The organism is Aeromonas sp. R7-4 (assembly GCF_040908055.1).
GTDB classification, from domain to species: Bacteria; Pseudomonadota; Gammaproteobacteria; order Enterobacterales; family Aeromonadaceae; genus Aeromonas; species Aeromonas sanarellii.
This window is the reverse complement of record NZ_JBFODA010000010.1, coordinates 32,388-56,191: the sequence shown is the minus strand read 5'-3', so window position 1 is coordinate 56,191 and position 23,804 is coordinate 32,388. Positions and strand designations below refer to the sequence as shown.

At 62.1% G+C, this 23,804-nt stretch carries 18 protein-coding genes and 7 tRNA genes; 17 read left to right on the top strand and 8 right to left on the bottom strand.

The window, feature by feature from the left end; all coding sequences use genetic code 11:
* Positions 1-205: 205 nt before the first annotated feature.
* The gene (locus tag AB5Y72_RS01420) at positions 206-613 is read right to left on the bottom strand and encodes a Spy/CpxP family protein refolding chaperone (RefSeq protein ID WP_279987015.1); all 408 of its coding nucleotides are present in this window, start codon (positions 611-613) and stop codon (positions 206-208) included.
* A gap of 200 nt (positions 614-813) precedes the next feature.
* On the opposite strand from AB5Y72_RS01420, the gene pncC reads away from it, so the two are divergent.
* From pncC to AB5Y72_RS01360, 12 genes are all read left to right on the top strand, one after another.
* Positions 814-1,305 (top strand): nicotinamide-nucleotide amidase, encoded by a 492-nt coding sequence (pncC, locus tag AB5Y72_RS01415; RefSeq protein ID WP_042079410.1) that lies wholly within the window; start codon positions 814-816, stop codon positions 1,303-1,305.
* 80 nt (positions 1,306-1,385) lie between these two features.
* Positions 1,386-2,450, top strand: coding sequence for a recombinase RecA (gene recA / locus AB5Y72_RS01410; protein ID WP_042079364.1), 1,065 nt, complete (start codon positions 1,386-1,388; stop codon positions 2,448-2,450).
* A 40-nt stretch (positions 2,451-2,490) separates the two neighbouring features.
* Positions 2,491-2,991, top strand: coding sequence for a regulatory protein RecX (locus tag AB5Y72_RS01405; protein WP_325783646.1), 501 nt, complete (start codon positions 2,491-2,493; stop codon positions 2,989-2,991).
* 268 nt (positions 2,992-3,259) lie between these two features.
* On the top strand, positions 3,260-5,884 hold the full coding sequence (gene alaS / locus AB5Y72_RS01400; RefSeq protein WP_042079362.1) for an alanine--tRNA ligase: 2,625 nt from the start codon (positions 3,260-3,262) through the stop codon (positions 5,882-5,884).
* Between the two features lie 16 nt (positions 5,885-5,900).
* The gene (locus AB5Y72_RS01395; protein WP_325783641.1) at positions 5,901-7,148 is read left to right on the top strand and encodes an aspartate kinase; all 1,248 of its coding nucleotides are present in this window, start codon (positions 5,901-5,903) and stop codon (positions 7,146-7,148) included.
* A gap of 93 nt (positions 7,149-7,241) precedes the next feature.
* Positions 7,242-7,430 (top strand): carbon storage regulator CsrA, encoded by a 189-nt coding sequence (csrA, locus tag AB5Y72_RS01390; RefSeq protein WP_005315760.1) that lies wholly within the window; start codon positions 7,242-7,244, stop codon positions 7,428-7,430.
* A gap of 213 nt (positions 7,431-7,643) precedes the next feature.
* Positions 7,644-7,736: transfer RNA gene (locus AB5Y72_RS01385), tRNA-Ser, on the top strand.
* Between the two features lie 4 nt (positions 7,737-7,740).
* Positions 7,741-7,817, top strand: a tRNA-Arg gene (locus AB5Y72_RS01380).
* A 98-nt stretch (positions 7,818-7,915) separates the two neighbouring features.
* A tRNA-Arg gene (locus AB5Y72_RS01375) sits at positions 7,916-7,992 on the top strand.
* Positions 7,993-8,018: 26 nt separating this feature from the next.
* Positions 8,019-8,095 (top strand) — tRNA-Arg (locus AB5Y72_RS01370).
* 27 nt (positions 8,096-8,122) lie between these two features.
* Positions 8,123-8,199: transfer RNA gene (locus tag AB5Y72_RS01365), tRNA-Arg, on the top strand.
* A gap of 27 nt (positions 8,200-8,226) precedes the next feature.
* Positions 8,227-8,303 (top strand) — tRNA-Arg (locus AB5Y72_RS01360).
* 240 nt (positions 8,304-8,543) lie between these two features.
* Here the strand turns inward: AB5Y72_RS01360 and pbpG are convergent.
* The 6 genes from pbpG to pepA all read right to left on the bottom strand — a co-directional run bounded on the left by pbpG (position 8,544) and on the right by pepA (position 16,879).
* Positions 8,544-9,371, bottom strand: coding sequence for a D-alanyl-D-alanine endopeptidase (gene pbpG, locus AB5Y72_RS01355; RefSeq protein WP_325783642.1), 828 nt, complete (start codon positions 9,369-9,371; stop codon positions 8,544-8,546).
* 135 nt (positions 9,372-9,506) lie between these two features.
* Complete coding sequence (locus AB5Y72_RS01350) at positions 9,507-10,172, bottom strand: DedA family protein (RefSeq protein WP_042079359.1); 666 nt, start codon at positions 10,170-10,172, stop codon at positions 9,507-9,509.
* A gap of 18 nt (positions 10,173-10,190) precedes the next feature.
* Positions 10,191-11,483 (bottom strand): hemolysin family protein, encoded by a 1,293-nt coding sequence (locus AB5Y72_RS01345; protein ID WP_042079358.1) that lies wholly within the window; start codon positions 11,481-11,483, stop codon positions 10,191-10,193.
* A 244-nt stretch (positions 11,484-11,727) separates the two neighbouring features.
* Positions 11,728-14,580: a valine--tRNA ligase gene (locus tag AB5Y72_RS01340; protein ID WP_368198470.1), complete on the bottom strand. Its 2,853-nt coding sequence runs from the start codon at positions 14,578-14,580 to the stop codon at positions 11,728-11,730.
* Between the two features lie 69 nt (positions 14,581-14,649).
* Positions 14,650-15,105: a DNA polymerase III subunit chi gene (locus AB5Y72_RS01335; protein WP_368198468.1), complete on the bottom strand. Its 456-nt coding sequence runs from the start codon at positions 15,103-15,105 to the stop codon at positions 14,650-14,652.
* Positions 15,106-15,367: 262 nt separating this feature from the next.
* Positions 15,368-16,879 carry a leucyl aminopeptidase gene (gene pepA / locus AB5Y72_RS01330; protein ID WP_042079355.1) on the bottom strand — a complete coding sequence of 504 codons (1,512 nt, stop codon included), beginning with the start codon at positions 16,877-16,879 and terminating at the stop codon, positions 15,368-15,370.
* Between the two features lie 172 nt (positions 16,880-17,051).
* Between pepA and lptF the strand changes: the two genes are divergently transcribed.
* Positions 17,052-18,164: an LPS export ABC transporter permease LptF gene (lptF, locus tag AB5Y72_RS01325; RefSeq protein ID WP_042079354.1), complete on the top strand. Its 1,113-nt coding sequence runs from the start codon at positions 17,052-17,054 to the stop codon at positions 18,162-18,164.
* Positions 18,165-18,189: 25 nt separating this feature from the next.
* Positions 18,190-19,260, top strand: coding sequence for an LPS export ABC transporter permease LptG (lptG, locus tag AB5Y72_RS01320; RefSeq protein WP_368198467.1), 1,071 nt, complete (start codon positions 18,190-18,192; stop codon positions 19,258-19,260).
* Between the two features lie 172 nt (positions 19,261-19,432).
* Here the strand turns inward: lptG and AB5Y72_RS01315 are convergent, their stop codons facing one another.
* Positions 19,433-19,954: an RDD family protein gene (locus AB5Y72_RS01315; protein ID WP_042079352.1), complete on the bottom strand. Its 522-nt coding sequence runs from the start codon at positions 19,952-19,954 to the stop codon at positions 19,433-19,435.
* 143 nt (positions 19,955-20,097) lie between these two features.
* Between AB5Y72_RS01315 and AB5Y72_RS01310 the strand changes: the two genes are divergently transcribed.
* From AB5Y72_RS01310 to rlmD, 3 genes are all read left to right on the top strand, one after another.
* A tRNA-Leu gene (locus AB5Y72_RS01310) sits at positions 20,098-20,182 on the top strand.
* Positions 20,183-20,783: 601 nt separating this feature from the next.
* A complete protein-coding gene (gene amt, locus AB5Y72_RS01305; RefSeq protein ID WP_368198465.1) occupies positions 20,784-22,211 on the top strand; it encodes an ammonium transporter in 1,428 nt (475 codons plus the stop codon).
* Between the two features lie 209 nt (positions 22,212-22,420).
* A complete protein-coding gene (gene rlmD, locus AB5Y72_RS01300) occupies positions 22,421-23,773 on the top strand; it encodes a 23S rRNA (uracil(1939)-C(5))-methyltransferase RlmD (RefSeq protein WP_368198463.1) in 1,353 nt (450 codons plus the stop codon).
* The last annotated feature ends 31 nt before the right edge of the window (positions 23,774-23,804 follow it).

The following is a 23,804-nucleotide window of genomic DNA, read 5'->3' as shown; positions in this document are numbered from 1 at the left end:
ATGGTCTGAATCTGGGGGCCATTCTACATGGTCGGGCCGGGATGGTGAGGGGTTATCTCGGTTTTGGGGGGCGGATTTTGCGACATGCCGGGTGCCGTGAAGAAGGGATCTGATGAGGCGCCGGGGGATGCGGTCAAGAGTGTGCGGGTCATGGAAGAAAGCAAAATCCCCGCCTTGACGCGGGGATTCTGGTCAGGGCAAGGACTCAGTACATGGCCTCGCTGCCGGTCAGCATCTCGTGCAGCTTGGCTTTCTGCTCGGCGGTCAGCACCTTGCTCACCTCGAACAGGTAGTGGGCGCGGTAGTAGCGGGCCTGCGCCTGTACGTCGCTGATGGTCTGCAACTGCTTCTTGGCCGCCGCCTCGTCCCACTTGCCGGACTTGATCATGTTGACGATCACGTCCTGGCCGATGGCGTCGAGCTTGACCGAACTCAGCTCCTTGGTCGCCTGTTCGCGCAGTCCCTTGATCTGTTCCACCTGGGCGCTGGACAGGTTCAGCTCCTGTGCCAGGGTGGTTTCGCTCTGCAGCTCGGCGTTGCTCTCGGTGGCGAAGGCACTGGTGGCGATGCACATTGCCAGGGCTGTCATGGCGACTCTGAACGGATGCTTCATCTGACTTTCTCCTTGTTCTCATCGGATAGAAACCGCACGCATGGCGGTGCCTGCTGATTATAGGGAGCCCCCATGTACTGGAGCTTAAGCGGTGACAACTTGCTGACGCAGCCTGCCCCCCGGTCGGTTGCCCGGGGGGGCAGGGCAATTGCATAATGAGCGCCATATTTCGCCCGAGAGGGCCAGCGGAGGGCACTATGATGGGACTTGAGACGGAGATAGCCCGGTTATCCCAGGAACTGGGGGACGCGCTGATGGCGCGAGGCTGGCTGGCCGCCACGGCGGAGTCCTGTACCGGGGGCGGCGTCGCCACCGCCATCACGGATATCGCCGGCAGCTCGGCCTGGTTCGATCGCGGCTTTGTGACTTACACCAACGAGGCCAAGCAGCAGATGCTGGGGGTCAGCATCGACAGCCTGCTGCGCCACGGCGCCGTCAGCGAGGCCGTGGTGCTGGAGATGACCCGGGGCTGTCTGGCCCGCTCGGATGCGGGGATCTGCGTGGCCGTCAGCGGCATCGCCGGGCCAGGTGGCGGCAGCGAGGAGAAACCGGTCGGCACCGTCTGGTTCGCCTGGGCGGATCGCACCGGCCGTCACCACTCCCTGCTCGCCCGGTTCGACGGGGATCGCCATCAGGTTCGCCAACAGGCGGTCAGACAGGCCCTGTCCGGCCTCCTGGCCCTGCTCAAATAAATTGGGCTTGATACTGTATGCATAAACAGTATACTTAGCCCAACTTCACTTCTTACTCACGATTCCCAGCGGAGATTGGCATGGATCAGAACAAACAGAAGGCACTGGCGGCTGCGCTGGGCCAGATCGAAAAGCAGTTTGGCAAAGGCTCCATCATGCGTCTGGGCGACAGCAAGACCATGGACATCGAAGCCATCTCCACCGGCTCCCTCTCCCTGGACGTGGCGCTCGGGATCGGCGGTCTGCCGTGCGGTCGCATCGTCGAGATCTATGGCCCGGAATCCTCCGGCAAGACCACGCTGACCCTGCAGGTGATCGCCGAGGCCCAGCGCAAGGGCAAGACCTGCGCCTTCGTCGATGCGGAGCACGCGCTGGATCCCATCTATGCCGCCAAGCTGGGCGTCAACGTCGATGACCTGCTGATCTCCCAGCCGGATACCGGCGAGCAGGCCCTGGAGATCTGCGACATGCTGGTGCGCTCCAACGCCGTCGACGTCATCATCGTCGACTCCGTGGCCGCCCTGACCCCGAAAGCGGAAATCGAGGGCGAGATGGGGGACTCCCACGTCGGCCTGCAGGCCCGCCTGATGTCCCAGGCCCTGCGCAAGCTGACCGCCAACATCAAGAACGCGAACTGCCTGTGCATCTTCATCAACCAGATCCGGATGAAGATCGGCGTCATGTTTGGCAGCCCGGAGACCACCACGGGTGGTAATGCCCTCAAGTTCTATGCCTCCGTTCGCCTCGACATCCGCCGTACCGGCGCCATCAAGGAAGGGGACGAAGTGGTCGGCAACGAGACCCGCGTCAAGGTGGTCAAAAACAAGGTGGCCCCACCCTTCAAGCAGGCCGAGTTCCAGATCTTCTACGGTGCCGGCATCTCCAAGGAAGGCGAACTGGTGGACCTGGGCGTCAAGCACAAGCTGATCGACAAAGCCGGTGCCTGGTACAGCTACAACGGCGAGAAGATCGGCCAGGGCAAGGCCAACGTGATGAAGCTGTTCTCCGAGAACAAGGCGCTGGCCGCTGAGGTTGAAGCCAAGCTGCGCGAGCTGCTGCTCTCCGGTGCCGCTCCTGTGGAAGAGAAGGCTCCCGCTGCCGAGTACGACGAGTACGAAGCCGAAAACGAACAAGAGTTCGAATAAGGAACAGGAAAGGCCGGGTGGATACCCGGCCTTGTCATTTATGGTTGATGAATCCGTTACCGAGCCGGTCGAACCGACCTTTGAAGAGCAATTGGCGGCCGCCCGTGCCTATGCCATGCGCAGCCTGGCCCGACGGGAGAGCGCCGAGTCTGAACTGGCCAGGCGCCTGCGTCAGCAGGGCTACCAGGAAGAGGTGATCGAGGCGGTGCTCGACCACTGCCGCGGTTACAACTGGGTCAATGACGAGCGCTATGGCGCCATGGCGGTGCGGGCCGGTGCCGCCAAGGGACAGGGCCCCCTCAAGATCCGCTTCGACCTGCGCCGCAAGGGGCTGGATGATGGCCAGATCGATGCTGCCTTCGAGCAGCCCGCGCTGGATTGGTTCGAACTGGCGTTCGCCCTGCTCGAGCGGCGTGCCAGCGTCGCCGAACTGGATGACTTCAAGCTGCGGATGAAGTGGCTCAAGTATCTGCTTGGGCGGGGCTTTACCCAGGATCAGGCGCGTTATGCCATCTCTGCCATGCAGCAGGGGAGCGAATGAAGGGCTAGTCCTGGTCAGGGGGGAACCTGTGTCCCGTGAAGAAGGGAGAGGGCATTTTCCCTGTTTTATCCTGTCTCTGATGACAAGGGGGCCATGATCCGCCACCCAGCCGACTCCCCTCACCGCCTGCTCCTGTCTGGCGTGCTGCCGCAGTCCCGAACCTTGGGGGCTTTTTCACCCGCGACGGGCCCGCGCGTTTTACTTTACCCGGCAGAAAACTTACATTAATGCGGTTAAAAGTCCGTATTCGAATCAAGCAGGATTTTCCATGTATATGTCCACGTCAGAGATACGCGCCGCGTTTCTCGAGTATTTCCGCACCCAGGGGCACCAGGTTGTCTCTTCCAGCTCGCTGGTACCGCACAATGACCCGACCCTGCTGTTCACCAACGCAGGGATGAACCAGTTCAAGGACGTGTTCCTTGGCGCCGACAAGCGTGCCTACAATCGCGCCACCACGGCCCAGCGCTGCGTGCGGGCCGGCGGCAAGCACAACGACCTGGAAAACGTCGGCTATACCGCGCGTCACCACACCTTCTTCGAAATGCTGGGCAACTTCAGCTTCGGTGACTACTTCAAGCAGGACGCCATTCGTTTTGCCTGGGAATTCCTGACCGGTACCCTCAAGCTGCCCAAAGAGCGCCTGCTGGTGACCGTGTATGAGACGGACGACGAAGCTTTCAACATCTGGGCCAACGAGATCGGCGTACCGACCGATCGCATCGTGCGCATCGGTGACAACAAGGGTGCCGCCTTTGCATCCGATAACTTCTGGCAGATGGGTGATACCGGTCCTTGCGGCCCCTGCACCGAGATCTTCTATGACCACGGCGACCACATCTGGGGCGGCCCTCCCGGTTCCCCGGAAGAGGATGGTGACCGTTATATCGAGATCTGGAACGTGGTCTTCATGCAGTTCAACCGTCAGGCTGACGGCACCATGGAGCCGCTGCCCCGTCCGTCCGTGGACACCGGCATGGGGCTGGAGCGTATCTCCGCCATCATGCAGGGGGTGCACTCCAACTACGAGATCGACATCTTCCAGGCGCTGATCAAGAAGGCGGCCGAGATCGTCGGCACCACGGATCTGAGCAACCAGTCCCTGCGCGTCATCGCGGACCACATCCGCTCCTGCGCCTTCCTGGTGGCGGACGGCGTCATGCCTTCCAACGAAGGCCGCGGCTACGTGCTGCGTCGCATCATTCGCCGTGCCGTGCGCCACGGTCGCAAGCTGGGGGCCACCGAGGTCTTCTTCTACAAGCTGGCCGCCGAGCTGGCGGTGCAGATGAAGGACGTGGCAGCCGAGCTGATCGCCCAGCTGCCGCTGGTCGAGCGCGTGCTGCGCATCGAGGAAGAGCAGTTCGTCCGCACCCTGGACCGCGGTCTGCTGTTACTGGAAGACGTGCTGGCCAACCTCGGCGATGCCAAGGTGATCCCGGGCGAGGTGGTCTTCAAGCTGTACGACACTTACGGCTTCCCGGCGGACCTGACCGCCGACGTGGTGCGTGAGCGCGAGATCGGTATCGACGAAGAGGGCTTCAAGGCGGAGATGGAGAAGCAGCGCGCCCGCGCGAAAGAGGCGTCCAGCTTCGGCGTGAACTACAACGACGTCCTGAAACTCGACTTCGAGACCCCCTTCACCGGCTACAAACAGCTGAGCCAAATGACCCAAGTGGTCGGCATCTACAAGGATGGCGTCGAGGTCAGCGGCCTGATCGCGGGCGAAGAGGCCGTGGTGGTGCTGGCAGAGACCCCCTTCTATGCCGAATCCGGCGGTCAGGTGGGTGACAGCGGCATCCTGAAAGTGGATGACGGCATCTTCGCGGTGACCGATACCCAGAAGGCGGGCAAGGCGATCATTCACAAGGGCTACCTGGAGCTGGGTACCCTGGAGAAGGGCGCCGAGGTCGAGGCCGTGGTCGATGGGGATCGCCGCCAGGCCGTGGCCCTGAACCACTCGGTCACTCACCTGCTGCACGCGGCCCTGCGCCAGGCACTGGGTGAGCACGTGACCCAGAAGGGCTCGCTGGTGGGAGCCGAGCGCATGCGCTTTGACTTCTCCCACTTCGAAGGGCTGACCATGGCGACCATTCGCCGCATTGAAGAGCTGGTCAATGCCCAGATCCGTGCCAACCACGCCGTCAACACCGAGCTGATGAACCTGGATGCCGCCAAGGCGGCCGGCGCCATGGCCCTGTTCGGCGAGAAATACGAAGACGACGTGCGCGTGGTGCGCATGGGCGACTACTCCACCGAGCTGTGCGGCGGTACCCATGCCAAGCGCACCGGTGACATTGGCTTCTTCAAGATCATCGCCGAGAGCGGCATCGCCGCCGGCGTGCGCCGCATCGAGGCGGTGACCGGCAAGGGCGCCATCGACTTCATGCACCAGCTGGGGGAGCAGATCGAAGAGGCGGCCGCCCTGGTGAAGGGGGATCAATTCTCCATCGCCGACAAGGTGCGCCAGCTGATGGACAAGGCCAAGCTGATGGAGCGCGAGCTGGAGCAGCTCAAGGCCAAGCTGGCGGCCCAGGCCGGCAGCGATCTGCTGAGCCAGGTCATCGAGATCAAGGGCCAGAAGGTGCTGGTCGCGGCGCTGGAAGGGGCCGATCCCAAGTCTCTGCGCGGCATGCTGGACGAGCTGAAGAACCAGATGAAGTCCGGTGTCGTGCTGCTGGCAACCAGCAGCGATGACAAGGTCAACCTGATTGCCGGCGTCACCAACGATCTGACCGCCAAGGTCAAGGCCGGTGAGCTGGTCAACCTGGTGGCCCAGCAGGTGGGTGGCAAGGGCGGTGGTCGTCCCGACATGGCCCAGGCGGGGGGAACCCAGCCCGAGGCGGTGCCGGCGGCGCTGCAATCCGTTCACTCCTGGCTGGAAGAGCGCCTGTAAGCGGGCGAGGTGATCTGTGGCACTCTATGTACAGAAGTACGGCGGTACCTCGGTGGGTACGCTGGAGCGGATCGAGGCGGTCGCCGATCGCGTTCAGCTGACTCGGGCCCAGGGACATGACGTGGTGGTGGTCGTCTCCGCCATGTCGGGCGAAACCAACCGGTTGCTGGGCATGGCCCAGCAGCTGGATCAGGATGCCAATCGGCGCGAGATGGATGTGCTGATCTCGACCGGTGAGCAGGTCACCATAGCGCTGCTGGCGATCGCGCTGAACAAGCGCGGTTGCCCGGCGGTCTCGATGACTGGCGATCAGGTCCGTATCCACACCGATTCCGCCTATGGCAAGGCGCGCATCACCCACATCGACACCGAGCAGGTTCAGGCCGAACTCGGCGCGGGCAAGGTGGTGGTGATCGCCGGCTTCCAGGGACGTGACGAGCACAACGCCATCACGACCCTGGGCCGAGGCGGTTCGGACACCACGGCGGTTGCCGTGGCGGCAGCCATCAAGGCCGATGAATGCCAGATCTTTACCGATGTGGATGGGGTCTATACCACGGATCCGCGCATCGAGCCCAAGGCACGCCGCCTCTCCACCATCACCTTCGAGGAGATGCTGGAGATGGCGAGTCTGGGGGCCAAGGTGCTGCAGATCCGTTCGGTGGAATTCGCGGGCAAGTACCGCGTACCGCTGCGGGTGCTGTCGAGTTTTGTCGACGGAGAGGGAACCTTAATCACATATGGAGGTGAGAGGATGGAAGCACCCCTGGTATCCGGCATTGCGTTCAATCGCAACGAGGCCAGCCTGACCATTCTGGGTGTGCCGGACAGGCCGACGGTGGCCGCGCAGATCTTGAATCCGATCAGCGACGCCAACATAGATGTCGACATGATAGTGCAGAACACCATGGGGGATGGCACCGCCGACTTCACCTTCACGGTGAATCGCGATGACTATCGCCGGGCCCGCGCCCTGCTGGAGCAGACCGCCACCGAACTGGGGGCCGCCTGTGTGCAGGGCAACGGGGAGATCGCCAAGGTCTCCATCGTCGGGGTCGGCATGTGGAATCATCCCGGCGTCGCGCGCACCATGTTCAAGGTATTGGGCGAGGAGGGGATCAACATGCAGTTGATCTCCACCTCTGAAATCAAGATATCCGTGGTGATTGACGAGAAGTACCTGGAGCTGGCCGTGCGGTCGTTGCACTCGGCCTTCGGGCTGGATAATGAGCCTCATGAGCAGCCCTTGGGGAACAATCCCTGATTGATTTAGTTTCAACCATTTACCATATCGGTATCTTTGTAAGATAATGGCGCATATCGATATAAATACAAAACAGGATACAGGAGCAAGCGAATGCTTATTTTGACTCGTCGTGTAGGGGAAACCCTGATGATCGGTGACGAAGTGACTGTCACCGTGCTGGGCGTTAAGGGTAACCAGGTTCGTATCGGTGTGAATGCACCCAAAGAGGTCTCCGTGCACCGCGAAGAGATCTACATGCGGATACAGGCCGAGAAAGTCCCGGGCCAACCGAATTTCTAAGCCATTCCAGTGGCAGTCTCAAGGCGACATCCCAGGTGTCGCCTTTTGTTTTTCCGGGCCCTGCAAATCCCCTCGCAGGGCGCGAAACTGCGGGGTAAGTGTCGATATTGCTTGAATATTCCACGCTTTGACCAAATGCTGAGCGAACACGCTGTTTTCTCCAAAAAAGTGTTTGACTAAAAATCCCTGTGAAGTATTATCAGCCCCGCAAACGGAGAGGTGGCCGAGAGGCTGAAGGCGCTCCCCTGCTAAGGGAGTATGCGGCTTATACCCGCATCGGGGGTTCGAATCCCCCCTTCTCCGCCATTTTGCGCCCGTAGCTCAGCTGGATAGAGTACCTGGCTACGAACCAGGTGGTCAGAGGTTCGAATCCTCTCGGGCGCACCATATTCGACTCACGATGAGTCATGTATCGACCGTCAGCAGGTCGGTACGCTAGAAAAGGCTTACTGTTGAGTAAGCTTTTTTTATCGCTTTAAATCAGGGCGCCCGTAGCTCAGCTGGATAGAGTACCTGGCTACGAACCAGGTGGTCAGAGGTTCGAATCCTCTCGGGCGCACCATTTCAAGCGAATACAATGATTTATGAGCGCCCGTAGCTCAGCTGGATAGAGTACCTGGCTACGAACCAGGTGGTCAGAGGTTCGAATCCTCTCGGGCGCACCATGTTTCAAGCAGTGCAACAAGTTGTGAGCGCCCGTAGCTCAGCTGGATAGAGTACCTGGCTACGAACCAGGTGGTCAGAGGTTCGAATCCTCTCGGGCGCACCATATATCAAGCAGTGCAACAAGTTATGAGCGCCCGTAGCTCAGCTGGATAGAGTACCTGGCTACGAACCAGGTGGTCAGAGGTTCGAATCCTCTCGGGCGCACCATACAGACAGCCTCGACTTAGGTCGGGGCTGTTTTTTTATGGGCCGGATCCACACTGTATCCATTTCCACCTCATTCCTGCCTCACCCTCCTTATCCCGTGCCGCATCAGCGCCTTGCAGGCCACTCACCATAGAGCACATGCGGCTCGTCACCATAACCGCGCTGGCAGCCGTCAGTTGCCCTTCGGCGGCCAATAAAAAAGGATGCCGCAGCATCCTTTCAGGTCTTGATGGGACGAACTCAGCTCTTCAGCCACTTGCGGATACGGTTGGCGTCGCCGACCGGGGTGCGCTTGCCCACCGAGTTGAGCAGTACGATGGCGAGCTCCTGGCGGTCCGGCTTGGCGCGCATCAGCAGGCAGCGGCCCGCCTCGTCGGTGTAGCCGGTCTTGGAGAGGCGCACGTCCCAGTCCGGGTTCTTCACCAGCGGGTTGGTGTTGTTGAACATCAGGCTGTAGGCAGGCTTGGTGAAGCGCATCTCCTTGCTGGTGTCCTGGGTGAATTGGCGGATCAGCGGCTGGCGATAGGCGGCGGCGATAAGCTTGGCCAGATCCCGGGCGGTGGAGACGTTGCGGGTCGACAGGCCGGTGGAGTCATAGAAACGGCTGTTGCGCATGCCGAGCTGTTTGGCCTTGTTGTTCATGGCGCGGATGAAGGCGGAGCGGCCACCCGGATAGTGTCGGGCCAGCGCCGAGGCCATACGGTTCTCGGAGGACATCAGCGCCAGATGCAGGGCGTCGCGGCGGGTCACCTTGGTGCCCATGCGCACCCGGGAGTAGGTGTGCTTGATGTTGTCCCTGTCGTTCTGATCTATGGTCAGGGTCTGATTCAGGTTCTGGCGGGCATCCAGCACCACCAGGGCCGTCATCAGCTTGGTGAGGGAGGCAATGGGCCTGACCTGGGCAGGGTTCTTCTGGTAGAGCGTCTTGCCGGTGTTGATGTCCATGACCAGGGCGCTGCCCGACTTGAGCTGCAGCTTGGCCGGGTTGGGGGCCGCCATGGCTGCGGGCAGCCCCAGCATTCCGATCAAGCCACACAACAGCGCGATTGCGCGAATCCAACACCTCATACAACCGACTCCATCCACAGCGAAAAAAGGCGCTAGATTCACTCATTTTTGCCCTCGCTTTACAAGAGCGGCCGGGCGGAATTCGTCACTATTTCCATAAAAAAGGGCCGCCTGACGGCGACCCTCCTCTTGGTCTCACTCTCTGGAGACGCTGGCCCTGCGTTTGCTCCACCAGCGCCAGACCAGGGCGATGAGCCCGCCCACCAGCAACACCACGGGCAGATAGAGGATGATGCTGAGAAACTGGGACTCATACTGCGCGGCCAGCTTGGTGTGACTCAGGTAGTAACCCAGCCCGACCAGGGGGCAGATCCACATGATGGAGCTGATGAGGTTGACCACCAGGAAACGTCCTTGCGGGATCTCGTTGGCACCCACGATATAGGGGTAGGCGGTACGCACGAAGGCGATGTAGCGGGCGGTGATCAGGGTGATGATGCCGTACTTGTTGAGCAGGTAGTGCACCTTCTCCTTGTGCTTGTCATCCAGGTGGGACATCAGCCTGTGGTACATCTGGGTATGACCGAGGAAGCGCCCCTGCATGTAGCCAAGCCAGGTGCCGAAGAAGGTGGCCAGGATCAGCAGCGGTACGACCGCCAGCGGCAGCACCCCCTGATAGATCAGCACGCCGGTCAGGATCAGCAGGGTGTCCCCTGGCAGGAAGGCGGTCGGGATGAAGCCATTTTCCAGCACCAGAAAAGTCAACAGGACGACATAGACCATGAAGACCATATTGGGATTGGAAAGGGTCGCCAGATCCTGATTAATGAAGGCGTGAGCCAGGTGGTAAAACTGCTCCATACATGCAAACTCCGCAGGTTAGCTGGGTTGGTCGGTCAAGGGCATGGCAAGCACCTTGTCGATGCGCAGGCCGTCCATATCCACTATTTCCAGTTGCCACTGTTCCAGGGTGACCAGGTCTCCGGTCTGGGGAAGGCGGCCAAGGAGCAGCATGATAAGCCCTCCGAGGGTGTGATAGTGATGTTTTTCTTCTTCCGGCAGTCGAACCAGCTCCAGGCAGTCCTTCAATTCGGGCAGCGGGATCAGGCCGTCGAGCAGCCAGCTGCCGTCGGCGCGCCGGAAGGCCCAGTTGTCCTCGCCGCCTTCCTGCTGGAAGTCGCCGGCCAGGGTTTCCAGCAGATCCTGCTGGGTGACCAGCCCCTGCAGCTCGCCATATTCGTCCACCACCAGCACCATGTGCTCGGCGTGGGTACGGAAATGGTTGAGCAGCTCCAGGCCGTTCAGGGTCTCCGGCAGCAGGCTGCCATCCTGGGTCAGGGCCGCGAGATCGATGGGCTCCCCCTTGATGTAGGCGTGCAGCACCTTGCCGACGTTGAGGATGCCCACCAGATCCGACAGGCTGCCGTCACAGACCGGGAAGAAGCTGTGGCGATACTCCACCAGGCGCTGCAGGTTGGTCTCCAGCGGCAGCGACAGGTCGAGGTAGCGGATGTCGCTGCGCGGCACCATCAGGGAGGCCAGGCTGCGCTCGTCGAGGCGGAACACGTTCCGTAACATAGTGTGCTCGTGATCCTCGATCACCCCGGCCTCTGAGCCCTCCACCAGCATGGCGTGGATCTCCTCCTGGGTGACGTTGGCACCGCTGCTCTGATCGACCCGCATCAGGCGCAGGCTGGCGTTGGTAGAGGCCGAGAGCAGCCAGACGAAGGGGCGGGTCAGGGTCGCCAGCCACAGCATGGGACGGGCCACCAGGCAGGCGATGCGCTCGGCGCTGAGCTGGCCGAGGCGCTTGGGCACCAGCTCCCCCACGACGATGGAGAGATAGGTGACCAGCACCACGACGATGACGGTGGCGAGCAGGCTGCTGCTCTTGGGGGAGAGCCCCCACTCCTGCAGCCAGAGGGCGAAGGGTTGCGCCAGCAGGGATTCGCCGTAGATACCGTTGAGCAGGCCTATGCTGGTGATGCCGATCTGGACGGCAGAGAGGAAATGGGTCGGATCCTCGCCCAGCTTGAGGGCGATGGCGGCACCGCCGCTGCCCTCGCTGGCCATCTTGGCAAGACGCGCCTTGCGGGCGGTGACGATGGCGATTTCCGACATGGCAAAGACACCATTGAGCAAAATCAATCCAAGCAGGATCAATATTTCCATACTGCAGCAGCACTCCCGGTAGAAAAGGTCGCTGGCAGTGTAATGAATTTGCGGGCGATGCGCTTGTGAAAGGAAGTGATTTGGCTCGTGAATTTTTCAATACGCCTCCCGGGTTGGCGGCGTTGCTCCACGAGGGGGCTTACCCCGGTTGCGGCAGCGGGACAGGGCCAGGCCCGCTTAGGTGGGGGCCGGACAAGAAAAAGCCCCCGATGGACGGGGGCTTGTGGCGAGCAGGGTGGATCGCTTAGAGCGCCGCGATCTCGGCCTGCTGGGCCTCCAGCTTGGTCAGCTGGAGACGGTAATCGTCCAGCTTCTCGCGCTCCTTGGCGATGACGGCGTCCGGCGCCTTGGCGACGAAGGCCTCATTGCCGAGCTTGCCTTCGATGCGGCCGCACTCGCCCACCAGACGGGCTACCTCTTTGGCCAGACGGGCCAGCTCGGCTTCCTTGTCGATGAGACCGGCCATCGGGATCAGCAGCTCGGTGGCACCGATCAGCTTCTTCACCGACAGGGGGGCGGTTTCACCTTCGCCAAGCACGCGGATGGACTCCAGACGGGCCAGCGACTTGAGGAAGGCCTCGTTGTCCTGGGCGCGCTCGGCATCCTTGGCATCGCACTGGAGCAGCACGTTGAGGGGCACGCTCGGTGCCACGTTCATCTCGGCGCGGATGTTGCGAATGCTGACGATGAACTCCTTCACCCACTCCTGATCCGCCATCGCGGCTTCGTCCACCTTGGCGGCGTCGAATTCCGGGAAAGCCTGAATCATGATGGTGTCGGCGTGTACGCCAGCCAGCGGGGCCACCGATTTCCAGATGGTCTCGGTGATGAAGGGGATGATGGGGTGCGCCAGACGCAGCAGGGTTTCCAGCACGGTCACCAGGGTGTGGCGGGCAGCGCGCTGCTCGGCCTCGGAGCCCTTGGTCAGCACCGGCTTGGTCAGCTCCAGATACCAGTCACAGAACTGGTTCCAGATAAATTCGTACAGCACGCCTGCCGCGATATCGAAGCGGTAGGTATCGAGCGCGGTACGGAAGTCACGGATGGCCACTTGCAGCTGGGACTGGATCCAGCGATCCGCCAGGCTGAACTGCATCTCGCCACCGGCAAAGCCGCAATCCTGATCTTCGGTGTTCATCAGCACGTAGCGGGAGGCGTTCCACAACTTGTTGCAGAAGTTGTTGTAGCCGTCCAGGCGCTTCATGTCCCAGTTGATGTCACGACCGGTAGAGGCCAGCGCCGCCAGGGTGAAGCGCAGGGCGTCGGTACCGTGGGCATTGATCCCTTCCGGGAACTGCTTGGCGGTGCGCTTGGCGATCTTCTCGGCCATCTGGGGCTGCATCATGTTGCCGGTGCGCTTCTCCAGCAGATCTTCCAGGGAGATGCCGTCGATCATGTCGAGGGGGTCCAGCACGTTGCCCTTGGACTTGGACATCTTCTGGCCTTCTTCGTCGCGAATGAGGCCGGTGATGTAGACGGTCTTGAACGGTACCTGCGGCTGGCCGTTTTCGTCCTTGATGAAGTGCATGGTCATCATGATCATCCGGGCGATCCAGAAGAAGATGATGTCGAAGCCGCTCATCAGCACGTCGGTGGGGTGGAAGGTCTTGAGCGCCTCGGTGTTGTTCGGCCAGCCTAGGGTGGAGAAGGTCCACAGGGCGGAGCTGAACCAGGTGTCGAGCACGTCTTCGTCCTGACGCAGGGTGGTCACGGACGGGATGCTGTGCTTGGCGCGCACTTCGTCCTCGTTGCGGCCCACGTAGACGTTGCCGGCATCGTCATACCAGGCAGGGATGCGGTGACCCCACCACAGCTGACGGGAGACGCACCAGTCCTGGATGTCGCGCATCCAGGAGAAGTACATGTTTTCGTACTGCTTGGGCACGAACTGGATGCGGCCATCTTCCACCGCCTCGATGGCGGTCTTGGCCATGGGCGCCACGCGCACGTACCACTGGTCGGTCAGCATGGGCTCGATGGGCACGCCGCCGCGATCGCCGTAGGGCTGCTGCAGCACGTGATCCTTGATCTCGGCCAGGAGGCCCAGCTCGTCCAGCTTGGCGACGATGGCCTTGCGGGCGGCGAAGCGCTCCATCCCGGCGAACTCGGTCGGCAGGGTGGCGTCATAGGCGGTGCTGGGGTTGCCGTTGGTGTCGACCACTTCGGCCTCGGCACGCACGTGGGCGTCCAGGGTGAAGATGTTGATCATCGGCAGGTTGTGGCGCTTGCCCACCTCGTTGTCGTTGAAGTCGTGGGCCGGGGTGATCTTCACGCAGCCGGTGCCCTTCTCCATGTCGGCGTGTTCGTCGGCAACGATGGGGATCAGACGGTTCACCAGCGGCAGCAGGATGTGCTGGCCGATCAGCGCCTTGTAGCGGGGGTCTTCCGGGTTTACCGCGACCGCGGTATCACCCAGCATGGTCTCGGGGCGGGTGGTGGCGACGATCAGGTGATCCTGACCCTCGGCGGTTTTGGCGCCGTTGGCCAGCGGGTAGCGCAGGTGCCACATGTGGCCCTTGATCTCGCGGTTTTCCACTTCCAGGTCGGAGATGGCGGTGTTGAGCTTGGGATCCCAGTTCACTAGGCGCTTGCCACGGTACATCAGGCCATCTTCGTAGAGACGGACGAACACTTCCTGCACGGCGGCGGAGAGGCCTTCATCCATGGTGAAGCGCTCGCGCTCCCAGTCCACGGAGTCGCCGAGGCGGCGCATCTGGCGGGTGATGGTGCCACCGGACTCTTCCTTCCACTGCCAGATCTTGTCGATGAAGGCTTCACGACCGTAATCGTGGCGGGTCTTGCCCTCTTCGGCGGCGATCTTGCGCTCAACCACCATCTGGGTGGCGATACCGGCGTGGTCGGTGCCCGCCTGCCACAGGGTGTTCTTGCCCTGCATGCGGTTGTAGCGGATCAGGGTGTCCATCAGGGTCTGCTGGAAGGCGTGACCCATGTGCAGGCTGCCGGTGACGTTCGGCGGCGGGATCATGATGCAGAAGGAGTCTTTGCTGGTGTCGCCGTGGGGCTTGAAGTAACCCTGGGCTTCCCAGTGCTGATAGAGCGCCTGTTCGATGGCGTTGTGATTAAAAGTCTTTTCCATGGTCTCGCCGTATTCTGGATGGATGGATGGATTCTGGTGTTGATTCGTCGTGGATCGAGGGTGGCGCAGTCAGGGCTGCGCCGGATCCGGTGCGGCAAGGACGGGCTGATCCCTCATCTCGAGGGTGTGGCCCGCCTGGCGATAGTGCTTGTAGCGCTCGCGGGCTTGCTGCTTTTGCGTTTCGTCAGTGGGGACAAAATCTACCACTTGAGCGAAGTGTCCTGCAAACAAAGGTGTCTGCCGGGCCAGGTTGATGAGGCAGGCATAACGCCGCCGTGGCGGCTGATGGCCTATCTCCACCGGAGCCTGACCGCTCTCTCCCTGCAACTGGTGCGGCACGAAACGATCCGGCGGCAACTGCCACAGCAGCTCATCCAGGCGCAGGGCCTGTGCCTCGTCGTCGCAGAACAGATAGAGGTGGCCGCCACTCCAGCCATCGGCCGCGAGCTGGCAGACGAGGCGCTCGACGGCGGAGGCATCCGCATCATCGGGCTGGCTCATCAGGTAAAAGGTCACTTGGCTCATCAGGTGGGTCCCGTTTGGCTGTGACGGACAGCGATTGGCCGTCTGCTGGGGCGCCGTGCGGTGCGCGGTATCCCAATGTTCTCAATGAAACAAGGAAGAGGCGAGCCTCTTCCTTGTGATACAGGGTAACGCCTTCTCGCATCGCTCATCGAGTCGATGGGGAAGGGCATCACTCCTTGTCTTCGACGTCCGCCACGCCGGCCCGGTTGAGCAGGAAGATGCTGGCTCGGCAGGGGCAACGGACTGTCGGGCAAGGATGGTTTTACTCTTTATCCTCAACGTCTGCCACGCCGGCTCGATTGAGCAGGAACTGGGTCAGCAGGGGCACAGGACGACCGGTGGAGCCCTTCTCCTTGCCGCTCTTCCAGGCGGTCCCGGCGATATCCAGGTGGGCCCAGTTGTACTTCTTGGTGAAGCGCGACAGGAAGGCGGCGGCGGTAATGGTGCCGGCCGGGCGACCGCCGATGTTGGCCATGTCCGCAAACGGGCTCTCCAACTGCTCCTGATACTCGTCGAACAGGGGCAGGCGCCAGGCGCGATCACCCGCCTGCTCGGAAGCGTTGAGCAGCTCGTGGGCCAGGGGGTTGTGGTTCGCCAGCAGGCCAGAGGTGTGGTGGCCAAGGGCGATGATGCAGGCCCCGGTCAGGGTCGCCACGTCGATCACGGTTTCCGGATCAAAGCGATCCACGTAGGTCAGCGCATCGCACAGCACCAGGCGGCCTTCGGCGTCGGTGTTGAGCACCTCGACGGTCTGGCCGGACATGGTGGTGAGGATGTCACCGGGGCGGTAGGCGTTGCCCCCCGGCATGTTTTCGCAGCCCGCCAGCACGCCGATGACGTTGATGGGCAGTTGCAACTGGGCCAGGGCGTGCATGGTACCAAGCACGGAGGCGGCGCCACCCATGTCGTACTTCATCTCGTCCATACCCTCGGCCGGCTTGATGGAGATGCCACCGGAGTCGAAGGTCAGCCCCTTGCCCACCAGCACGATGGGCTTGGCGTCGGCGTTGCCCTTGTACTCGATGATGGCCATCATGGCCTCGTTCTCGGAGCCGCGGGCCACCGCCAGGTAGGAGTTCATGCCGAGCTCGGCCATCTCCTGCTCGCCGATCACCTTGGTGGTGATGTTGTCATAGGCATCCGCCAGACGACGGGCCTGGGAGGCGAGGTAGGCCGGGTTGCAGACGTTGGGCGGCATGTTCGCCACGTCGCGGCAGACGCGCACGCCCTTTGCCACGGCCAGGCCGTGGGTGATGGCTCGCTCGCCTATGGTCAGTTCCCGACGCGTCGGCACGTTGAACACCAGCTTGCGCAGCGGGCGGCGGGGTTCGGCCTTGTTGGTCTTGAACTGATCGAAGCTGTAGAGGCCCGCCTTGGTGGTTTCCACCGCCTGACGCACCTTCCAGTAGGTATCCCGTCCCTTGACGTGCAGTTCGGTCAGGAAGCAGACCGCTTCCATGGAGCCGGTCTCGTTCAGGGTGGTGATGGTCTTGTTGATGATCTGCTTGTACTGGCGTTCGTCGAGTTCCCGCTCTTTGCCGCACCCGACCAGCAGCACGCGCTCGCTGAGCACGCCCGGTACTTGGTGCAGCAGCAGCATCTGGCCTGGTTTGCCTTCCAGATCGCCGCGGCGCAGCAGCGAGCTGAGGTAGCCGTCGCTGATCTTGTCCAGCTGTTCGGCAACCGGAGAGAGGCGGCGAGGCTCAAAAACGCCGACCACGACGCAGGCGCTGCGTTGCTTCTCAGGACTGCCACTCTTTACACTGAACTCCATGGAATCTCCTACATCCTAAAGACAAAAGGCACCATTTATTGAATAATGCGGTGCTTGTTGGGGTATCAGAGGCGGAGCGAACAGCCACAGGCTCCGCAGTTCAAACTGGTAAAAATCCAATATAGGGCCCTATTTTTCAGGCATTCGACTAAAAACACAAGTTTACTTGGGAATGACTGTGATCGTTTTCCGATATTTGTTCAGGGAGACCCTGAAAACCCAGCTGGCGGTGCTCTTTGTGCTGCTGCTTATCTTCGTCAGCCAGCAATTTATCCAGATCATCGGCGATGCCGCCGATGGCGAGGTGCCGACGCGCCTGGTTTCCACCCTGCTGCTGCTCAACCTGCCGAATATGGCGCTATTGATGCTGCCTATCAGTCTGTTTTTAGCCATTCTGTTTGCTCACGGCCGTTTGTATGCGGAAAGCGAGATGACGGTGATGCACGCGGTGGGCTTCAGCCACCGTTTCATCATGGGCAGCGCCATGGTGCTGGCCCTGCTGACGGCGGCCGTCGCGGCGTTCAACACCGGCTGGATCGCCCCCCAGGCCAAGGAGCGCGAGTACCAGGTGATCGACGAGTTCAAGGCCGATCCGGGTATCTCCTTCCTGCAGGCCGGCCGTTTCATGGAGCTCGACAAGGGGCGGCTGGTCGCCTACATCCAGGATCTCAACGACAAGGGCTCAGAACTGCAGAAGATCTTCGTGCTGCAACGGGCCGAAGGCACCTCGCCGCCCTCGGTGGTGGTGGCGACGGAAGGGGTGGTCACGGTCGACAACAACGGACTGCAGTGGCTCACCCTGAAGGACGGTTCCCGCTACGAGGGGCACTTCAATACCCGCCAGTTCCAGATCTCCCAGTTCGACGAGTACAGCCTGGTGATCCGCCAGCAGGAGATGGAGCGCTCCAACCGCAAGGCGGCGGCCAAGCCGACCATGGCGCTGCTCGGCACTCAGGACAACCAGCTGATGGCGGAGCTGCAGTGGCGCCTGTCGCTGCCGCTCTCCATCCTGGTGCTCACCTTCCTGGTGGTGCCGATGGCGCGGGTCAACCCCCGTCAGGGGCGCTACGCCAAGCTGCTGCCGGCCATCCTGCTCTACCTCTCCTACTTCCTGCTGCTCAGCGCCGCCCGGTCGGCCATCGACAGCGGGCGTCTGCCCCACTGGCCCGGCATGTTCCTGGTGCCCCTGGTCTATCTGCTGCTGATCGGCCTGCCGCTCAACCTGCAGGGCACCAGCTGGTGGAACGGGATGAAGGGGCACTTCTTCCGGAGACAGTCAGCATGATGCTGCAACCTAGGAGTTTCTGCTGATGTTCGGCATTCTCGATAGATACATAGGCAGGATCATCTTCATGTCGATCCTGCTGTGCGAGCTGACCCTGGTGGGGCTGGCGGCGCTCATCAAGTACGTGGAGCAGTTGAAGGCGGTCGGGGAAGGCAACTACGACATGCTTAACGCCCTCTACTTCGTGCTGCTCTCCATGCCGAAAGAGGCGGTGCTCTTCTTCCCGCTGGCGGCCCTGCTGGGCGGCCTCATCGGTCTGGGCCAGCTGGCGACCAGCTCCGAGCTGGTGGTGATGCAGGCGGCGGGCCGCTCCAAGATCAGCATCGTGATGGCGGCGCTCAAGACGGCGATCCCCCTGATGCTGCTGGTGGGGCTGATGGGAGAGTACGTGGCCCCGGCCGCCAAGCGGATGGCGGACGACATCAAGGCGGGCGCCATGTCGGAAGGGCGGCTGACCGTCTCGGCCTATGGGGTCTGGGCTCGCGACGGCAACAACTTCGTCAGCATCAACGGGGTGCGCAACGACGGCGCCCTGACCGGCATCACCCTCTACCGCTTCACGCCGTCCCGCAACCTGATCGACGTGGTCCAGGCGCAGGAGGGGGTGTTCGAGCAGCATCACTGGCTGCTCAAGGGGGTGCATGTCACCCGCTTTGACGACCCCACCCGAGTCCTGGATGAAAAGCATGCCCAGATGGAGTGGCAGTCCGAGCTGACTCCCAAGCAGCTCGGGGTGGTCAGCATAGACCCCGAGAACCTCCCCGTCTCGGGTCTGATGGACTATATCGGCTATCTGGACGCCAACAAGCAGGACGCCGGTCGTTACAAGCTGGAGATGTGGCGCAAGCTGCTGTCGCCGCTCTCCGTGGTGGCCATGATACTGCTCGCCTCCTCCTTCATCTTCGGCCCGCTGCGCTCGGTGAGCATGGGGGCGCGGATGCTGATGGGGATCATGACCGGCTTCGCCGTCTACGTCAGCGATCGGGTCTTTGGCCCCGTCAGTCTGGTCTATGCGGTGCCCCCCATACTGGCGGCCATCGCGCCCAGCCTGCTTTTTGGCGGCATCTCCTTCTACATCCTGAGCCGCAAGCAGTAGCGGTCTGAGGGACGGTGGCGTCGCTGGCAAAAGGCGGCCATTGCTCCCGATATGCTGCTGTCTGGCGGCATTTCCTTCTATATCCTGGGCCGCAAGCCGGCGTGGTCTGAGGCGACAAGATGCAAAGAGGGCACCCATGGGTGCCCTCTTTCTATTGCGTCAGGTGCGTCGGTCACTTGTTCAGCTGTTCCAGATTCTCTTCTTTGCTCAGCACCACGACCTCGCACTCGGCCCAGATATCCTGGAAGGCGCGCGGCCGCTCGCGGTTGAACACGCACAGCAGGTTACCGAGGCCGAAGGCCGAAGTCGCGAGCCGGATCAGTGCCTGAGTGATACGGATATTGCTGCCGTCCACATTCTGGATGCGCAGCCGCCAGGCTCGCATGCCGATGGTCTGGCCGGCACGGGTCCAGAACCAGGTGTAGAAGCCGCAGATCACCAGAGCCAGCCAAGCGCTGTAGAGGGGGCTGGTGAGCAGCCAGGCCGCATCCTTGCCTTCGGGCACGGTCGCCATGCCGGTGGCCAGCAGCAGGTGTGCCACCCCCATGCCGATGAAGCCGGCGATGATCAGCAGGGCGATGACCACCAGATAGTCGTAGAGCAGGGCTCCCAGGCGCCGCAGCAGACCGGCTGACGGGTGTCGATGCTGGGGCGCGGGGGGCTGAAGGGAGGAGGGGGTCTTGCGCTTGGCCATGGTGATTATTCCATTAATATGATGCGGGCATTCTATGTAACTGATCCTGCATCGGCAAGGCGTTGAATAAATGAGCAAACGACGGTGGGTGAAAGAAAAACACCTTGCATGCCCAAACGCCATTCGTATAATCCCTCGCAGCTGCCCGGGTGGCGAAATCGGTAGACGCAGCGGATTCAAAATCCGCCGTAGCAATACGTGTCGGTTCGAGTCCGACCCCGGGCACCATCAGATTCCAAAACAAAAGGCCATCCTCGCGGATGGCCTTTTGCTTTGCCGCGCATACCCTTGTCAGTCGATATTCTGAGCGATCCGCCGCCGCCCCCCTGAGTGATCGCAGAGGCTGGGCGCCTTCATGTGACGGCCGGGGTCAAACCCGGTGATCCCGACGCCGTAGGGGCCTACGACCTGCCTCGCCCCTTCTCCCCGCACGGGGCACAAAACACATCTGCGCTCTTCATGGCGCCGGCCTTTTCATTCGTTTCGCAAATGCCTTGGCGAGGGGCACAGGCTCCCTGTCGCCCCGTGCACGGCATGCGTTTGAGCCATCCTGGTGCAGGTGTCCAGCGCTGCACAGCCGAAGTGCGAATTCCCACCCGTCGCGGGGCGCCATGCTCCAATATGGTGCGGTGCCGATGGAGGTTGATTATAACCAATTGAAAATAATCAATTATATTTTCTGGCCTGCTTTATGCTTTACATCTTCCATGTCGCCATGACGAGCCCGTGACATCGTCTCCTGATGGCGGCGAGGATGCGGGCAGTGAGCAGGTTTGAGATTCATATCAGGAAATGGACCCGGATGCCGGGACGACAAGGAGAGGGCTGTATGTTCAAGAGACTCGTAATGACTGGCCTGCTGGCGTTGAGCGCTACCATGGCCGCCCCTGGCTGGGCCGAAGAGGTGGCCGCACAGGCGGATGTGGTACAGGCTGCCGCGACCGTGACGATCAACAAGGGGGACAACACCTGGCTGATGGTGGCGTCGGCCCTGGTGATCCTGATGTCCATCCCGGGGCTCGCCCTGTTCTACGGTGGTCTGGTGCGCGCCAAGAACATGCTGAGCGTGCTGATGCAGGTGTTCACCCTGTTCTGCCTCATCACCGTGCTCTGGGTGGTTTACGGCTATTCGCTGACCTTCACCGAGGGGGGCGCCTTCTACGGATCGTTTGACAAGGTGCTGCTGGCCGGGGTGACGCCGGATTCCATCGCCGCCACCTTCAACAAGGGGGTGGGGATCAGCGAGTTCATCTATGTGGTGTTCCAGGGGGCCTTTGCCGCCATCACCTGCGGGCTCATCGTCGGCGGTTTCGCCGAGCGGATGAAGTTCTCGGCTGTGCTGCTGTTCGCGGTGATCTGGTTCACCTTCGCCTACATTCCGATGGCGCACATGGTGTGGTACTGGGCCGGCCCGGATGCCTATACGGATGCTGCAGCCGCCGAAGCGGCCGGTGCCACCGCGGGCTATCTGTTCCAGCATGGCGCCCTTGATTTCGCCGGCGGTACCGTGGTGCACATCAACGCGGCGGTTGCCGGTCTGGTCGGCGCCTTCATGGTCGGCAAGCGGGTCGGGTACGGCCGGGATCCCATGACCCCCCACAGCCTGACCATGACCATGATTGGTGGCGCCCTGCTGTGGTTCGGCTGGTTCGGCTTCAACGCCGGCTCCTCCCTGGAAGCCAACGGCACGGCGGCCCTGGCCTTCGCCAACACCTGGCTGGCGCCAGCCGGTGCCGCCCTCTCCTGGACCTTCGCCGAGTGGGCGATGAAGGGCCGTCCCTCCCTGCTGGGGGCCGTGTCCGGTGCCGTGGCGGGTCTGGTGGCCATCACCCCTGCCGCCGGTTTCGTCGGCGTGGGCGGCGCCCTCATCATCGGCCTGCTGAGCGGTGTGGCCGGTCTGTGGGGCGTGCACGGTCTCAAGCGCCTGCTGGGAGCCGATGACAGCCTGGACGTGTTCGGCCTGCACGGGGTGTGCGGGATCCTGGGGGCCGTGCTGACCGGCGTGTTTGCCAGTCCGGATCTGGGCGGCACCGGGGTCTGGGACTATGTGACCAACCAGGTGGCCGAGGGTTACTCCATCCTGGCCCAGGTGAAGGTGCAGGTGATCGGCGTGGGAGTGACTGTGGTCTGGACCGCCCTGGTCTCCGCCGTGGCCTACAAGCTGGTGGACCTGCTGATCGGCTTGCGGGTGAAGGAAGATGCGGAGCGGGAGGGTCTGGACGTGACCAGCCACGGCGAGAAAGCCTACAGCCTGTGATCCCCTTCCCCTGACTCGAGACCGCCGGCATTGCCCGGCGGTTTTTTATGGCGCCATGGGGTGGGGAAGGGGCCCCGTCGTTATTTGCATGAAGAGGCGGTTTAGTGCCTGCATTTTGGGCGGATCTTCGCTAAACTCTGCCACCCTTTATTCGGGGTCGCCGGGTCAGCCCCGCCGCCACCCTTTCTTCTACGCCTTCGGAGCCGCTCATGCCGTTAGTGGGACACCAACATCGGATCGATATTCTGGAACTGACCGACAAGGGGGATGGCAAGGGTCGCCTGTTCGATCGCCCCCTGTTTGTCGAGGGTCTGCTGCCCGGTGAGCAGGCGCTGGTCGAGTTGACCGAGGTCAAGCCCAACTACCTGCATGGCAAGCTGGTCGAGCTGACCGGGCCCTCTGCCGATCGGGTGCCCGATTTCTGCCCCAACACAGAGTGCGGTGGCTGCCAGGTGCGCCCGCTGGCCTACCCGGCCCAGCTTGCTCTCAAGCAGACTCTAGTGCAGAGCGCGCTGGAGCAGGTGGGGCTGGGCGAGACCATCGTCAATCCCATCCTCGGCATGGACAGTCCCTTCGCCTACCGCAACAAGGCGCAGTATGCCGTGCGCGGCAGCGAGGCGGGGGCCGAGATCGGCTTCTATCGCAAGCACTCCCACGATCTCATCACCGCTGACGATTGCGCGGTGCAGGACTCGCTCCACGTCGAGCTCAACGCCCGGGTGCGCCAGTGGATGCGCGAGCACGAGGTCGCGGCCTACGACGAGGTGGCCCACACCGGCTGCATACGCAACCTGATGACCCGCAAGGGCTTCAAGAGCGGCGAGCTGATGGTGGTGCTGGTGACCCTGGGCGAGGAGCTGCCGTTCGAGGCCGAGTTGCTGGCGTGCTTAAGCGATCTGCCCGTCACTACCCTGGTGCAGAACATCAATGGCGAACGCACCAACCGCATCCTGGGCGACAGGAACCGGGTGCTGCTGGGTAGCGGGGTGATCCGCGACAAGATCCACGAGCTCGAGTTCGAGATCTCGCCCCTCTCCTTCTTCCAGAACAATCCGGGCCAGACCGACGTGCTCTACTCCAAGGCGCTGGAGTATTGTGAGCTGACCGGCAGCGAGACGGTGTTCGACATCTATTGCGGAATCGGCACCATCTCCCTGTTCCTGGCGGGCAAGGCCGCCAGGGTGGTGGGGATAGAGTCGGTGGAGAGCGCCATCAGCGACGCCCGCCGCAACGCGGCCCTGAACGGCATCGAGCACACCGAATTCCACGTGGGCAAGGCGGAGCAGCTGATGCCCGTGCTGCATGCCGACGGCGTGACCGCCGACGTGGTGGTGATGGATCCCCCCCGCAAGGGTTGTGACAAGGCGGTGCTGCAGACCCTGGTCGCCATGGCCCCGCGCCGGTTGGTCTATGTCTCCTGCAACCCGCAGACCCTGGCCCGGGATCTCGCCTGGCTGGTCAAGCAGGGCTTCGTGCTGGACGAGGTGCAGCCGGTGGACATGTTCCCGCACTCGATGCACGTCGAGGCAGTTGCCCGCTTGAGTCTTCCAGCCAAGGCCTGAATTGAATTAGCCAGATGGCTCTGATAAAAAC

Coding starts and splice junctions, on each gene's coding strand:
- AB5Y72_RS01420 (WP_279987015.1), bottom strand. CDS start 613: ATGAAGCATCCGTTCAGAGTCGCCATGACAGCCCTGGCAATGTGCATC.
- pncC (WP_042079410.1), top strand. CDS start 814: ATGGGACTTGAGACGGAGATAGCCCGGTTATCCCAGGAACTGGGGGAC.
- recA (WP_042079364.1), top strand. CDS start 1,386: ATGGATCAGAACAAACAGAAGGCACTGGCGGCTGCGCTGGGCCAGATC.
- AB5Y72_RS01405 (WP_325783646.1), top strand. CDS start 2,491: ATGGTTGATGAATCCGTTACCGAGCCGGTCGAACCGACCTTTGAAGAG.
- alaS (WP_042079362.1), top strand. CDS start 3,260: ATGTATATGTCCACGTCAGAGATACGCGCCGCGTTTCTCGAGTATTTC.
- csrA (WP_005315760.1), top strand. CDS start 7,242: ATGCTTATTTTGACTCGTCGTGTAGGGGAAACCCTGATGATCGGTGAC.
- pbpG (WP_325783642.1), bottom strand. CDS start 9,371: ATGAGGTGTTGGATTCGCGCAATCGCGCTGTTGTGTGGCTTGATCGGA.
- AB5Y72_RS01350 (WP_042079359.1), bottom strand. CDS start 10,172: ATGGAGCAGTTTTACCACCTGGCTCACGCCTTCATTAATCAGGATCTG.
- AB5Y72_RS01345 (WP_042079358.1), bottom strand. CDS start 11,483: ATGGAAATATTGATCCTGCTTGGATTGATTTTGCTCAATGGTGTCTTT.
- AB5Y72_RS01340 (WP_368198470.1), bottom strand. CDS start 14,580: ATGGAAAAGACTTTTAATCACAACGCCATCGAACAGGCGCTCTATCAG.
- AB5Y72_RS01335 (WP_368198468.1), bottom strand. CDS start 15,105: ATGAGCCAAGTGACCTTTTACCTGATGAGCCAGCCCGATGATGCGGAT.
- pepA (WP_042079355.1), bottom strand. CDS start 16,879: ATGGAGTTCAGTGTAAAGAGTGGCAGTCCTGAGAAGCAACGCAGCGCC.
- lptF (WP_042079354.1), top strand. CDS start 17,052: ATGACTGTGATCGTTTTCCGATATTTGTTCAGGGAGACCCTGAAAACC.
- lptG (WP_368198467.1), top strand. CDS start 18,190: ATGTTCGGCATTCTCGATAGATACATAGGCAGGATCATCTTCATGTCG.
- AB5Y72_RS01315 (WP_042079352.1), bottom strand. CDS start 19,954: ATGGCCAAGCGCAAGACCCCCTCCTCCCTTCAGCCCCCCGCGCCCCAG.
- amt (WP_368198465.1), top strand. CDS start 20,784: ATGTTCAAGAGACTCGTAATGACTGGCCTGCTGGCGTTGAGCGCTACC.
- rlmD (WP_368198463.1), top strand. CDS start 22,421: ATGCCGTTAGTGGGACACCAACATCGGATCGATATTCTGGAACTGACC.